Origin of the sequence: Rhizobium sp. SL86, assembly GCF_026672545.1 — a bacterium.
In the GTDB taxonomy this organism is placed as follows: Bacteria; Pseudomonadota; Alphaproteobacteria; order Rhizobiales; family Rhizobiaceae; genus Neorhizobium.
Genome location: NZ_JAPPRJ010000002.1, coordinates 198,027 through 211,343, shown reverse-complemented (window position 1 = coordinate 211,343; position 13,317 = coordinate 198,027). Strand labels below are relative to the sequence as shown.

The following is a 13,317-nucleotide window of genomic DNA, read 5'->3' as shown; positions in this document are numbered from 1 at the left end:
CTCAGGTGGGCACATCAGGACGTCAGGACAGTGCAAGACAGAGGCGCCGGGCTGGCGAAGCTGGAAATCGCGTCGTCGAAAGCCGGTCTGTACCTACGATGGTGTACGTGCAAACCCGGCAATACAGTGGGCGCGATTGACAGCCCGCCAGCGCGGCTTCTGCTAGACCCTTAGAAAATCTTCGAGAACTGATCGATGTTCGACGAATTGTAGACGAAGGGGTCTGCCATCGCGGCTTCGCCATTCTCGCCGATCTTGATCGAACCCATGCGGCCGGCCTTCACTTCGGTGCCGGGCTTGCCCGTCGTATCACCCTTGACCAGATGATAGGCGATCTGTGTTGCCGAATAACCGAGGTCGATCGGGTTCCAGATGGCGAATTCCTTCGTGGCACCGGACTTGATCGCGCCCGCCATTTCGGAGGGAAGACCAAGGCCCGTCACATAGACCTGACCGATCTTGCCGGCATCCTTGACCGCCTGTGAGGCGGCGAGAACGCCAACCGTCGTCGGGGCAACGATGACCTTGACGTTCGGCTGCGACTTCAGAAGACCTTGCGCTTCGCGGTAGCTCTTGTCGGCCAGATCGTCACCATAAACGGTGGTGGCGAGGTTGAGGCCGGGGAAATCCTTCAGCTGCTTCTTCATTTCCGCAATCCAGGTATTCTGGTTCGTGGAGGTGGTGGTGGCAGACAGGATAGCGAAGTCACCCTTGCCGTCCGGCAGATGGTTTTTTGCGAGTGTCAGGCACATCTTGCCGATCAGCTCGTTGGACGACGGATTCAGGTGCATGATGCGCCCGGCAGGAGCCACGCCCGAATCCCAGGAGATGACCTTGATGCCGCGCTGAGCGGCCTTCTTCAGCGCCGGAACGACCGCATCCGGGTCATTGGCGGAGATCGCGATGGCATCGACGCCTTGCGCGATCAGCGAGTTGATGACTTCGATCTGGCCTTCGGCCGTTGTGGTCGTCGGGCCGGTGTAGATGATCTGTACACCGCCGAGTTCCTTGGCCGCTTCTTCGGCGCCCTTGTTGGCCGCTTCGAAGAAGCCGTTGCCCAGCGACTTCACCACCAGCGCGATCTTCATATCGGCCGCGGATGCCATGCCAGCCATGGATACCGATGCGGCAAGCGCAAGCGCTGCAGCACCAAAATGCCGTCTTGTCAGTGTCATCTGTCATTCCTCCCAAACAGACCGTTGATCTCCCCTTTTCCGGACACGCACCTCTTACGCGACCGAAAAAGCATCCTCCTTACCGGTCGACGCCATCGGCTTGACCGTCAGAACTTTCACGCCCGCACCTTCCAGCATGGCAACTGCCTCCTCCGGCACGCCGTCATCGGTGATGATGGTCGAGACGTTGTCGAGCGGGCAAAGGATCATGCTGGAGCGGCGGGAAAACTTGCTGGAATCGACCATCACGATCAATTCGTCTGCCTGGCGCATCAGGCGCTGCTCGCTCTGGATCACCAGTGCATCGGGCTCCATCACACCATGTGCGGAAATGCCCTGAGCGCCAATGAACATGCGCCGCGCATAGAAATTGCGGATCCCGTCATTGTCGAAGGGCGACAGGATCAGGCTCTGGTCACGATAGATCGAACCACCAGGCACCGAAACCGTACATTTGGAATGCTTCACCAGATGTTCAGCGATCGCAAACGAGTTGGTCATGACCTGCAGCCGGCGCGCCGACATGAAATGCACCATCTGGAAGGTGGTGGTGCCGCCATTGATGATGACGGAATCACCTTCATCGCAGAGTTCGATGGCGGCGCGCGCAATTGCGCGTTTTTTGTCGATGTTGACGGATTCGGACACGCGAAACGGACGCGCCGCGAGATGACCCTGCTGCGGCGGATGCACGGCTTCCGCCCCTCCCCGCACACGCCGCAGTTTTCCTTGCACATGCAAGGCTGCGATATCGCGGCGGATCGTAGCCTCGGAAGCCTCGGTCAGCTCGGCAATATCCTGCACCGTCACCACAGGCTTTTCCTGTATGGCGCTTAGGATGATGCGATGGCGTTCGCGTTCGTGCATGGGGTCCTCCTTGTTTCGATTTATTCGGACTACCTTCAGGATGTCAATCAGAAACGATCAAAAAAGATTATATTGCATCGCACAATGAAAGATTATGATCGTTTGTGATTGACATTCACCCATCCTCTGCGTGATATCCTCCATCCAAAGGAGATCGTTTGCCCGCCGGGCGAACACGAATGACTTGGGAGGACTTCTTCATGTCGGGCCAAACCCGCCTTCTCGAAAACCGTTGGGACGATTCGCATGCGGCCACGCTCGATGAGCCCGGCAAGCTGCTGTACCGCTCGAACCTGCTCGGCGCCGACAAGCGCATCACCAATTACGGTGGCGGCAACACATCGGCCAAAGTCATGGAGACCGATCCTCTGACCGGAGAAAAGGTCCAGGTTCTCTGGGTCAAGGGATCCGGCGGCGATGTCGGCACGATCAAGCTCGATGGCTTTGCGACGCTGTACCAGGAAAAGCTTGAAGCGCTGAAGGGCATTTACCAGGGCGTGCACGATGAAGACCGCATGGTCGGTTTCCTGCCTCACTGCACCTTCAACCTGAACCCGCGCGCCGCTTCCATCGACACGCCGCTACACGGCTTCGTACCCTTCACGCATGTCGATCACATGCACCCGGATGCGATCATCGCGATTGCCGCCTCGAGGAACTCCCGGGAACTGACGCAGCAGATCTTCGGCTCCGACATCGGCTGGCTGCCCTGGCGCCGCCCCGGCTTCCAGCTTGGCCTCGATCTCGAAGCCTTCGTCAAAGCGAACCCCACGGCCAAGGGTGTCGTGTTGGAAAGCCACGGCCTGTTCACCTGGGCCGATGACGCAAAGGATTGCTATGAACTGACGCTTGCCATCATCAACAAGGCGATCGCGTGGTTTGCCAAAGAAACCGAGGGCAAGGTGATCTTCGGTGGCGCGGTGACCGACAGCCTGCCCGCCGAGCAGCGTCGCGCGATTGCTGCGAAGCTGATGCCGGAAATCCGTGGCCGCATCGGCAAGATTGAGCGCAAGCTCGGCGATTTCGATGATCAGGATGCCGTGCTCGAATTCGTCAATTCGAACAAGCTGAAACCGCTCGGCGCGCTTGGCACCTCCTGCCCGGACCATTTCCTGCGCACCAAGATCCGGCCGCTGATTCTCGATTTCGATCCGTCCAATCCGGATGTGGATGCCGCGATTGCCGGTCTCGATCAGGCACTGGAGGATTACCGCGCCGATTACACCCGCTATTACGAGACCTGCAAACACGACAACTCGCCGAAGATGCGTGACCCGAACCCGGTCATCTTCCTGGTGCCGGGCGTCGGCATGCTGTCCTTTGCCAAGGACAAGGCAACGGCGCGTATTGCCGGTGAGTTCTACGTCAACGCCATCAACGTGATGCGCGGCGCCTCCACCGTCTCCGAGTATCAGGGCCTTCCCGAACAGGAAGCTTTCGATATCGAATACTGGTTGCTGGAAGAGGCAAAGCTGCAGCGCATGCCGAAACCGAAGAGCCTGGCCGGCCGCGTGGCCTTCGTCACCGGTGGTGCCGGCGGCATTGGCCGGGCGACCGCCGAGCGGCTGATGGCGGAGGGCGCCTGCGTGGTGCTCGCCGATATCGATGCCGAAGCGCTTGAAACGGCGAAGGCTGATTTTGCCAAGCGTTACAGCGCCGATGCCGTGCGCTCCGTGCAACTGGATGTGACGAAGGAAGAGGCCGTTGCCTCCGCTTTTGCCGCAGCCTGCGTCGAATTCGGCGGCGTGGACATTCTTGTTTCCAATGCGGGCATTGCCTCCTCCGCCCCGGTGGAAGAAACGACGCTTGCCATGTGGGACAAGAATATCAGCATTCTCGCCACCGGTTACTTCCTCGTATCGCGCGAAGCCTTCCGGCTGTTCCGCCGCCAGAACCTCGGTGGCAACATTGTGTTCGTAGCCTCAAAGAACGGTCTTGCTTCGTCTCCCAACGCATCCGCCTATTGCACGGCCAAGGCCGCGGAAATCCATCTGGCCCGGTGCCTGGCATTGGAAGGCGCAGAGGCCGGCATTCGCGTCAACACCGTCAACCCGGATGCGGTGTTGCGCGGCTCAAAGATCTGGAACGGCGAGTGGCGCGAACAGCGCGCAGCCTCTTCGAAGATCGAGGTGACCGATCTGGAAGAACATTACCGCAAGCGTTCGATGCTGAAGCTCAACGTCTTCCCGGAGGATATCGCGGAAGCCATCTACTTCCTGGCGTCGGATCTTTCGGCCAAATCGACGGGCAACATCATCAACGTGGACGCCGGCAACGCGCAGAGCTTTACGCGGTAACATTCGAAGCGCGGGCCATCCTGCCCCTCACCCTAACCCTCTCCCCGCGTGCGGGGAGAGGGGACTACCCACGCAACGCTTGAATGCGCCGGACACCGTGCGGCATATCCCTTCTCCCCGTTTGCGGGGAGAAGGTGGCGGCAGCCGGATGAGGGGCTGCATCCTCGGGAGGAACCAATGACAGATCTGAAAATTTCAGGCGATGTGATCGCCGCCGACAACGACAAGCGCGCAGCCGCCCACCAGGCGGATTATGCAGCGCTCGGGGAAAAACTCGCCCGCAGCAATATCGACATCGATACGATCACGCAGAAGGTCGCGGACTTTTTCGTCGCCGTGCCCTCCTGGGGTGTCGGCACCGGCGGTACCCGCTTTGCCCGGTTTCCAGGGCTCGGCGAACCACGGCACATCTTCGACAAACTGGAGGATTGCAGCGTCATCCAACAGCTGACGCGGGCAACACCGACGGTCTCGCTGCACATTCCGTGGGACAAGGCGGACCCGAAAGAGCTGAAGGCAAAGGGCGATGCGCTCGGCCTCGGCTTCGATGCCATGAATTCCAACACCTTTTCCGACACCGCCGATCAGGCGCATTCCTACAAATATGGCTCTCTGTCCCATGTCGAAGCCGCAACCCGTGCCCAGGCCGTGGAGCATAATCTCGAATGTATCGAGATCGGCAATGCGATTGGTTCCAAGGCGCTGACAGTGTGGATCGGCGACGGCTCGAACTTCCCCGGCCAGACGAATTTCACCCGCCAGTTCGAGCGCTATCTGGACTCGATGCGCGACATCTATAAGGCGCTGCCGGATGACTGGCGGCTGTTCTCCGAACACAAGATGTACGAGCCGGCCTTTTATTCGACGGTGGTGCAGGACTGGGGCACGAACTACCTGATCGCGCAGACGCTCGGCGAAAAGGCCTTCTGCCTCGTCGATCTCGGCCACCATGCACCGAACACGAATATCGAGATGATTGTCGCCCGCCTGATCCAGTTCGGCAAGCTCGGCGGCTTCCATTTCAATGATTCCAAATACGGTGACGACGATCTGGATGCGGGCTCGGTCGAGCCGTACCGCCTCTTCCTCGTCTTCAACGAATTGGTGGATGCCGAACATCGCGGCGTGAAGGGTTTTCATCCAGCCCACATGATCGACCAGAGCCACAATGTGACGGACCCGATCGAGAGCCTGATCTCGTCTGCCAACGAAATCCGCCGCGCCTATGCCCAGGCGCTTTTGGTGGATCGCGCGGCGCTGGAAGGTTTCCAGAACGACAACGATGCCCTGATGGCAACCGAGACACTTAAGCGCGCCTATCGCACCGATGTGGAGACCATTCTGGCGGAAGCGCGCCGAAGGGACGGCGGGGCGATTGATCCGGTTGCGACCTATCGCGCCAGCGGTTACCGGGCCCGGGTCGCGGCGGAGCGGCCGGCCGTCAAGGGCGGCTCCGGCGGTATCGTGTGATCGCACAGGTCCCCCGACCGTGATCGCCACGGCCGGGGACCTTGCCGGCAGGTTATTTCTTCGCGATCACCCAGATCGCGTGGATGATGCCGGGGATGTATCCGAACAGCGTCAGCAGGATGTTCAGCCAGAAATGCAGGCCGATGCCGACCTGGAGAAACACGCCAACCGGCGGCAGCAGGATGGCAAACAGAATGCGGATAACGTCCACGACATACCTCTCTTCAGCAATGAACCAATGTTGCCGCAACAACGCGGCGAACCCGACTTGGTTCAATGGATCGACGAGGTGGAGACGCAATTGTGGCAATACAAGACCACGGATGAGCCGCCGCGGATGTCATGCATCCGTTTGTGACAGGCTTTCCCCGCGCTCCTCGATACGCTCCATCACCCGCTCAGGCTGAACATCGCGCTTTAACTCCTCGATCTCCCGGTCCACGTCCGTGCTGACATCGAGCTTGCGCGCGAGCTCCGAGACGAGTGCGATCAGCCGCGTCGTCTCATGTTCGTGCAGAAGCGAGATCTGCAGATTGAGGTCCGCCCGCTTGTCGTCGGCCGCCGACATCCGGTTCTGGCTGATGAGCACGAAGGTGGACAGGAAGATCGCTTCCACGGAGGCGATCATTGCCAGCACCACGAGAGAAGGATCGAAGGGCCGCAGGATCGGCAAAATCCCCGTGTTGATGGCAATCCAAGCCCCGAAGAAGGCGAGATGCAGGTAGACAAAGACCATACTGCCGGCAAAGCGGGTAATGGCATCCGCTGCGCGCTCCTGCCGGCCGGACTTGGCGAGATTGTGTTTCGTGCGCTCGACCAAGACGTCGATATTGCGGTCGAGCGTACGGGTCATCGCGTCACCGCCCGCAGGTCGCGGGCGGTGTGAATGGGCGGGTTCAGCTTGGGAAGATCTTGGTCTGGTCAAGGGTCGGACTCTGTTCTTTTCTAGCCAAACCATCTCCCCGCTCTGCGGTTCCGCCAGAACCTGTTATGTCCGATGCCGACCATAAATCCGGTCGAGAATGCGCGCGACATCCACCAGCCGGTCCGCCTCGGGGTCATAACCGGCGCCTTCCGACAGCCTGCGTGCCCAGTCCGCCGCGGCGCGCCCGCCCCAATCGTCTGGCGGTCCCACCAGGCGCTCACGCTTCGTGCCTTTCAGCCACTCCGCTTTGAAATCGTAGAAGGAGCCGTTGATGTTAGACAGCCGGGCCCCGCCCTCGGTGCCATAAAAGGCGGCTGAGATCACCGCTTCCTGTCCGGCCGGCAGGCGCCAGGAGCAGGCGAGCCGGATGTTGGCGCCATTTTCCAGGTCGATGGTCGCAATCGCATAGTCCTCGATGCGGTCGCTGTCGCCGGAAATCGGACGGCCGCCGCTCATCAGCCGGCTCGCCACGTTGGAGACTGCCGGAAAGCCGAGCGACCACAACGCCGCATCCACGAGATGCACGCCGAGATCGATCACGCAGCCGCCACCCGACAGCGCCTTGTCGTAGAACCAGGGCTTGTCCGGTCCATAGGCGTTGTGAAAGACGAGATCGGCGGCAAACACGGTTCCGAGCGAGCCAGACCGGATCAGGTCGCGGATCTGGCGCATGCCCTCGGTGAAACGGTAGGACAAATCGATCGATAGCAGGCGATCTACTTTACGCGCGGCGTCGACCACCGCCTGCACCTCCTGTTCGGTACGCCCCAGCGGCTTCTGGCAGAACACGGCGCGGCCGCTCGACAGAACCCGGATCGATTCCTCCGCATGCTGGGCACTCGGCGTGGCGATCACCACGCCATCGAGCTCTTCACGCAAAAGGGCGTCCAGCCCCTCGACCGGACGCGCCTCCGGCGCGATCTCCAGCGCGGCCGCCAGCATGTCCGGATTCGGGTCGGCAATCGCAACAGCCTGTGCCACACCAGTGTCCAGCACTGCCTTCATCCGATGCCGACCGATCCAGCCAACACCGAGAAAACCGAGACGCAATGGACGGGTGGCTTGAGAAAGGTCGTTGGTCGTCACCATCTGGTTCATCGGCAGGTCACCATGGCCTTGAGGAAACCGTCGGGCCGGTCCCGTGTTGCATTGAGCGCGTCATCCAGCTGTTCCAGGGGAAAGACGTGCGTGTAGAGGCTAGACGGGTCGAGATGGCCTTCGGCGACGGCGGCCACCGCCGCGCGGATTCCCTCCATGTAGATGTCGGGATCGCGTTCATGGGCGTTGATCACGTCGATGCCGCGCCAGTTCCATAGCTGCATATTGATCTGCCGCGGCCCGTCCTGGTGATAACCGGCGACGATCAACCGGCCGCGCTCGCGCGTCAGTTCCGCCGCAAGGTCGAGCGGCCACGGCTTGCCGACGGCCTCGATCACCCGATCGCAGAACCGACCATCAGTCAGCGCTTTCACCTGCTCGATGATCTGCCAGTGATCGTTCATTTCAATGAGCTCTTCGGCTCCCATCCGCCGGGCGATATTGAGCGAGAAGGGGCGCCGCGAAATGGCGATGACCCGGGCGCCCGCCTTCACGGCAAGTTGCGTCAGGAGCGCGCCGAGAAAGCCGATGCCGATGATGGCGACCGTCTGGCCGGCGCTGATTTCCGCGCGGCGGAAAATGTTCATTGCGCAACCGAGCGGCTCGCCGGGGAATGGTTGCCCCTTCAAAGCCTCCGGCAGCTTCACCACGGCGGAGGCCTCCGCAATGTCGTAGCCGGCATAGGCATGGTAGCTCAGCGCCGCCACACGATCGCCGACGTCCAGACCCGTCACGCCCTCACCGAGGGCATCGATGAGGCCCCAGCCCTCATGGCCAAGGCCGCCCGGCTCGGTCGGGAACTGCATCCAGTCGGGGCCAGACCAGGGGGTGAGATTGGAGGCGCAGACGCCGCAGCCTTCCAGCCGTACCCGCACCTGCCCTTGCGCCGGTTCGGGACGTGGCACTGTCCGGACCTCGATCTCACCGGCACCGACCACGACCGCGGCCCGCATTGTTGCTGTTGTCTGAGAAAGCGTGTCCATCCCTGTCTCTTCGTCTCCATTTACCGGTCGCGCAGCCATGCCTTGGGTCACGGCGCGCAGGTTCACGGAATGGCTAACAGGCTAGAGGCAGCAGAGTTCCTGAAGAAGATGACACTGTTGATGTCATTGAACCAGATGTTGGCGGGGGGCGGGCGCTAGCCCTTTCGGCAGTCAGGCAAAATTCCTTCGGGAACTATTGCTGCTGCTGCTTGTTCGCCGCCCGAACGCTTCATCATCATCCCTCTAACGTTCAGGGCAGAACCCGTGTCACAGAAGGTACTCATTACAGGCGGTTGCGGATTTATCGGCCGCTATGTCACGCAAGAACTTCTCTCCAGCGGTTACCAGGTCCGCATTCTCGATGCCCTGATCGATCAGGTGCATGGCGATGCAGGCCCGACGATTCCGACCGGGGTCGAGTTCATCCAGGGCGATGTCTGCGACAAATCGATCGTACAGGACGCGCTGCAGGGAGTCGAATCCGTGCTCCATCTGGCGGCGGAAGTCGGTGTCGGTCAGTCGATGTACGAGATCGCCCGCTATGTCGGCGGCAATGATCTCGGCACTGCGGTCCTGCTGGAATCGATGATCGGCCTGCCGGTCAAGCGTATCGTCGTCGCATCATCGATGAGCGTCTACGGCGAAGGTCTCTATACCGATGAGCACGGCCACCGCTTCGGCCAGGTGCGGCGCAGGGCCGCGCAGATCAAATCCGGCGAATGGGAAGCCAAGGGGCCGAATGGCGAAACGCTGACGCCCACACCGACCGATGAGGAAAAGCCCGTCGATCTCGCCTCTATCTATGCGCTGACGAAATACATGCAGGAACGCGCCGTCCTGATCTATGGCGAGGCCTATGGCGTCGATGCCGTGGCACTTCGCCTCTTCAACGTCTTCGGCCCGGGACAGGCGCTGTCGAACCCCTATACCGGGGTGCTCGCCAATTTCGCCTCCCGCATTGCCAATGGCCAGTCGCCGATGATCTTCGAGGACGGGCGTCAGCGGCGCGATTTCGTGCATGTGCGCGATGTGGCGCGCGCCTTCCGGCTGGCGCTCGAAAAGCCCCGCGTCAGCGGTCATGTCATCAATGTGGGCAGCGGCCAGTCCTATTCGGTCGCCGAGGTCGCAAGCCTTCTGGCAGAGGCGATGGATGCGCCGCAGTTGCAGCCGGAGATCCTGCACAAGGCCCGCTCCGGCGATATTCGCAACTGCTTCTCCGACATTTCCAAGGCACGCGAGCTTTTAGGCTTTGAACCGGAACACCGGCTGGAGACCACGCTGGTCGAGCTGGCCGCCTGGGTAAGGACCACCGGCGCGATCGATCGCGGCGCCGAGATGAAACGCCAGCTGGAAGAACGGGGGCTGGTATCATGAATCCATCCGCCACGTCCCCAGCCGGGCGGTCCTTCGGTTTCGTGGAATGGTTCCGCCCCGGCGAATACGAGCGCACCGAACGTCTGCTCCCGGATATCCTGAAAAGCGGCGCGAATTCCCTGCGTACACATCTCTCCTGGGCGGAATATCTGGCGCCGGGTGGTGAAGCCTGGTTCGACTGGCTGATCCCGAAGCTGGGAGCCGAAATCGACCTCCTGCCCTGCATCCACTACACGCCGCCCTCCATGTCGCGAACGGGACGCTCGAACGGCGCGCCGCAGGTGCTGAAGGATTATGCCGATTTCGTCGATCACGTGCTAACCCGTTATGGCCGGCACTTCCGCCATGTCGAATTATGGAACGAACCGAACAATCTGCTCGACTGGGACTGGCGCGAGGATGCCGATTTCCAGCTGTTCTGCGAGATGGTCGGCGGGGCCGCCTACTGGGCGAAACAGCGCGGCTGGAAGCCGGTGCTGGGCGGGCCCTGCCCCTTCGACCCGATGTGGCTGAACCTGATGGGCGAACGCGGCGTGCTCGGCGTCGTCGATGCCGTCGGTTTCCACGGCTTTCCCGGCACCTGGGACAGCGAGGAGGGGAGCTGGGGCGGCTGGGACATGCATCTCGGCGAAATGCGCCAGATCCTCGACCGTCACAATGCAGAGGCCGAAATCTGGATCACCGAAACCGGCTATTCCACCTGGCGCAATGACGAGATGGAGCAGGCGCGCCGTTTCATGAAAGCGCTGCAGGTGCCAGCCGACCGCCTCTACTGGTACTCCTTCGCCGACGTGCCGCCGGATGTGGCGGTGCAGGAAGGCCTGTGGTTTGATCCGCGCCATTACCATCTGGGCGCCGTCACCCACGAAAACCAGCCGAAGCTGCTCGCCCGACTGTTGATGGAAGGCGGCATCGAGCGGCTGCGCGACGTGACGCGGCTCGCCACCCCGCATGTCGCGACCGGTGCGGCCCCGATTGTCATTACCGGCGGCAGCGGTTTCATCGGCTCGAACCTTGCCGAAAGTTTTCTTGCCGAGGGCGAGGATGTCATCGTCCTCGATAATCTCGGGCGACCCGGCGTCGACCAGAACCTTGCCTGGCTAACGGAACGCCACGGCCGCCGCGTGCACCCGGTGCTGGCCGATGTGCGGGATCTGCGCGGCATCGAGGCGGCCTTCACCGATGCCAAGGCGATCTTCCATCTGGCAGCCCAGACAGCCGTGACGACAAGCCTCGTTTCCCCGCTCGATGATTTCGAGGCCAATGCGCGCGGCACGATCAACGTGCTGGAATCCGTCCGGAAGGCGGGCCGCAAGGCGCCGGTGATCTTTGCCAGCACCAACAAGGTCTATGGCGCCTTGGAAGACCTGGAGATGCTCCCGATGGACGATCGCTACGTGCCGGCGGACCAGGCGGTGCGCGATTTCGGCATCGGTGAAAACCGGCCGCTCGATTTCTGCACACCCTATGGCTGCTCCAAGGGCGTGGCCGACCAGTATGTGCTGGATTACGCCAAATCCTTCGATATTCCGACCGCCGTGCTGCGCATGAGCTGCATTTACGGCCCGCGCCAGTTCGGCACCGAGGACCAGGGCTGGGTGGCGCATTTCCTCATCCGCGCCTTGTCCGGTCAGCCGATCTCCATCTACGGCGACGGCAAACAGGTGCGCGACATCCTGCATGTGGATGATGCGGTGGCGGCTTATCGCGCCGTGCATGCCGGCATCTCTCGCGTGCGCGGCGAGGTCTTCAATCTCGGCGGAGGACCGCAGAATTCGGTCAGCATCCTTTTGGTGCTGCGCGAAATCGAACGGCTGACCGGGCGCCCGCTGGAGATCGACTTCGGCGACTGGCGGGCGGGAGACCAGTTCTTTTTCGTGGCGGATACCCGCAAGCTGGAAGACCAGCTTGGCTGGCAGCCGCGCATCCGCTGGAAGAGCGGGCTTTCCCATCTCGCCGACTGGCTGACGGAACACCGTTTTGACGGGCGCGCGCCGATACGCGACAGGCTGAGGGTGACCGCATGACGCGTTTGCCTGCACCGCGACGAATCCTGATGACGGTCGATGCCGTGGGTGGCGTCTGGCGTTACGCCATGGATCTTGCACGCGGCCTCTCTGCCGTTGGCATCGACACGGTGTTTGCAGGATTCGGGCCCGAGCCGGACGAGGCCAAGCGCCGGGAGGCCGAGGCGATAGGCAAACTCGTCTGGCGTTCGGCGCCGCTCGACTGGATGGCGAAGGGTGAACGGGACCTGACGGAGGTCGGTCCCCAGATTGCAGCTCTTGCTGAACGGGAGGGGGTGGATCTGCTGCACCTCAACCTTCCGTCCCAGGCGGTGGGTCTTGCGGTTGATGCGCCAGTGGTGACGGTGTCGCATTCCTGTGTCGTCACCTGGTTTTGCGCGGTGCGCGGCCACGCGGTGCCGCAACCCTGGGCCTGGCAGGAGCACGTGAACGCCGATGGTCTGAGACGCTGCGATGCCGTGGTCGTTCCCAGCCGCTCGCATGGCGATATGGTCACCGAAGCCTATGGCGCCGTGCCGCAACTTTCCGTCGTCTACAATGCCACCCGGCTGCCGCCCGAGACGCCGCGCAAGGAAGCCTTCGTCTTTGCCGCCGGGCGCTGGTGGGATGATGGCAAGAATGGCCGGACCCTCGACGAGGCGGCGGAACGGACCCATTGGCCGATTGTCATGGCCGGGCCGACACGCGGCCCGAGCGGACAGCAGGTCGCGCTTCTCGCGGCGAAGGCCAAGGGCGAGCTCAGCCACAGCGAGACCATGAACCACCTGGTCAAGGCGGCGATCTTCGTCTCGCCGTCGATCTATGAACCCTTCGGTCTCGCCGCACTGGAGGCTGCCCGCCTCGGTGCCGCGCTGGTGCTGTCCGACATCAAGACCTACCGCGAACTCTGGCAGGACGCCGCGCTGTTTGTCGATCCGCATGACCCGCTGGCGATTGCGGATGCGATCAACCGGCTGAGTCAGGACCAGGGCCTGCGGCATGCGCTATCGGCCCGTGCCCAGGAGATCTCCCGGACTTTTACCCTCGAACGGCAGGTGAACGAGATGGTGCGTATCTACGCGCGAACGCTTGCCCGCCGGTCGCTTCACGCAGCGGAGTAAT

General features: G+C 61.9%; 11 protein-coding genes. 5 read left to right on the top strand and 6 right to left on the bottom strand.

All coding sequences use genetic code 11. The annotated features are described in order from the left end of the window. Positions 1-170 precede the first annotated feature (170 nt). On the bottom strand, positions 171-1,175 hold the full coding sequence (gene rhaS / locus OU993_RS13220) for a rhamnose ABC transporter substrate-binding protein (protein WP_442792958.1): 1,005 nt from the start codon (positions 1,173-1,175) through the stop codon (positions 171-173). 54 nt (positions 1,176-1,229) lie between these two features. Beyond that, positions 1,230-2,042 (bottom strand): DeoR/GlpR family DNA-binding transcription regulator, encoded by an 813-nt coding sequence (locus OU993_RS13215; RefSeq protein ID WP_268158085.1) that lies wholly within the window; start codon positions 2,040-2,042, stop codon positions 1,230-1,232. 200 nt (positions 2,043-2,242) lie between these two features. On the opposite strand from OU993_RS13215, the gene OU993_RS13210 reads away from it, so the two are divergent. Both OU993_RS13210 and rhaI read left to right on the top strand, forming a co-directional pair. Further along, entirely contained in the window at positions 2,243-4,339 is a 2,097-nt protein-coding gene (locus tag OU993_RS13210; protein WP_268158083.1) for a bifunctional rhamnulose-1-phosphate aldolase/short-chain dehydrogenase, read from the top strand. A gap of 177 nt (positions 4,340-4,516) precedes the next feature. Further along, positions 4,517-5,809, top strand: a complete 1,293-nt coding sequence (gene rhaI / locus OU993_RS13205) for an L-rhamnose catabolism isomerase (protein ID WP_268158081.1) — start codon at positions 4,517-4,519, stop codon at positions 5,807-5,809. Between the two features lie 52 nt (positions 5,810-5,861). Here rhaI and OU993_RS13200 read toward each other — a convergent pair whose 3' ends face one another. From OU993_RS13200 to OU993_RS13185, 4 genes are all read right to left on the bottom strand, one after another. Beyond that, entirely contained in the window at positions 5,862-6,020 is a 159-nt protein-coding gene (locus OU993_RS13200; RefSeq protein ID WP_268158080.1) for a YqaE/Pmp3 family membrane protein, read from the bottom strand. A gap of 129 nt (positions 6,021-6,149) precedes the next feature. Beyond that, complete coding sequence (locus tag OU993_RS13195) at positions 6,150-6,662, bottom strand: DUF1003 domain-containing protein (protein WP_268158078.1); 513 nt, start codon at positions 6,660-6,662, stop codon at positions 6,150-6,152. Between the two features lie 135 nt (positions 6,663-6,797). Next, positions 6,798-7,832 (bottom strand): Gfo/Idh/MocA family protein, encoded by a 1,035-nt coding sequence (locus OU993_RS13190; RefSeq protein WP_268158077.1) that lies wholly within the window; start codon positions 7,830-7,832, stop codon positions 6,798-6,800. Continuing rightward, positions 7,829-8,815: an MDR/zinc-dependent alcohol dehydrogenase-like family protein gene (locus OU993_RS13185; RefSeq protein WP_268158076.1), complete on the bottom strand. Its 987-nt coding sequence runs from the start codon at positions 8,813-8,815 to the stop codon at positions 7,829-7,831. Before OU993_RS13185 ends, OU993_RS13190 begins: the two co-directional genes overlap by 4 nt. A 264-nt stretch (positions 8,816-9,079) precedes the next feature. Between OU993_RS13185 and OU993_RS13180 the strand changes: the two genes are divergently transcribed. Genes OU993_RS13180 through OU993_RS13170 form a run of 3 tightly spaced genes read left to right on the top strand, consistent with a single transcriptional unit; the run spans position 9,080 to position 13,316 of the window. Continuing rightward, the gene (locus tag OU993_RS13180; RefSeq protein ID WP_268158074.1) at positions 9,080-10,189 is read left to right on the top strand and encodes an NAD-dependent epimerase/dehydratase family protein; all 1,110 of its coding nucleotides are present in this window, start codon (positions 9,080-9,082) and stop codon (positions 10,187-10,189) included. After that, positions 10,186-12,216: an NAD-dependent epimerase/dehydratase family protein gene (locus tag OU993_RS13175; protein ID WP_268158072.1), complete on the top strand. Its 2,031-nt coding sequence runs from the start codon at positions 10,186-10,188 to the stop codon at positions 12,214-12,216. Before OU993_RS13180 ends, OU993_RS13175 begins: the two co-directional genes overlap by 4 nt. Then, a complete protein-coding gene (locus tag OU993_RS13170; RefSeq protein WP_268158070.1) occupies positions 12,213-13,316 on the top strand; it encodes a glycosyltransferase family 4 protein in 1,104 nt (367 codons plus the stop codon). The genes OU993_RS13175 and OU993_RS13170 overlap by 4 nt, the downstream gene beginning before the upstream one ends. Position 13,317: the final 1 nt, after the last annotated feature.

Coding starts and splice junctions, on each gene's coding strand:
- rhaS (WP_442792958.1), bottom strand. CDS start 1,175: ATGACACTGACAAGACGGCATTTTGGTGCTGCAGCGCTTGCGCTTGCC.
- OU993_RS13215 (WP_268158085.1), bottom strand. CDS start 2,042: ATGCACGAACGCGAACGCCATCGCATCATCCTAAGCGCCATACAGGAA.
- OU993_RS13210 (WP_268158083.1), top strand. CDS start 2,243: ATGTCGGGCCAAACCCGCCTTCTCGAAAACCGTTGGGACGATTCGCAT.
- rhaI (WP_268158081.1), top strand. CDS start 4,517: ATGACAGATCTGAAAATTTCAGGCGATGTGATCGCCGCCGACAACGAC.
- OU993_RS13195 (WP_268158078.1), bottom strand. CDS start 6,662: ATGACCCGTACGCTCGACCGCAATATCGACGTCTTGGTCGAGCGCACG.
- OU993_RS13190 (WP_268158077.1), bottom strand. CDS start 7,832: ATGAACCAGATGGTGACGACCAACGACCTTTCTCAAGCCACCCGTCCA.
- OU993_RS13185 (WP_268158076.1), bottom strand. CDS start 8,815: ATGGACACGCTTTCTCAGACAACAGCAACAATGCGGGCCGCGGTCGTG.
- OU993_RS13175 (WP_268158072.1), top strand. CDS start 10,186: ATGAATCCATCCGCCACGTCCCCAGCCGGGCGGTCCTTCGGTTTCGTG.
- OU993_RS13170 (WP_268158070.1), top strand. CDS start 12,213: ATGACGCGTTTGCCTGCACCGCGACGAATCCTGATGACGGTCGATGCC.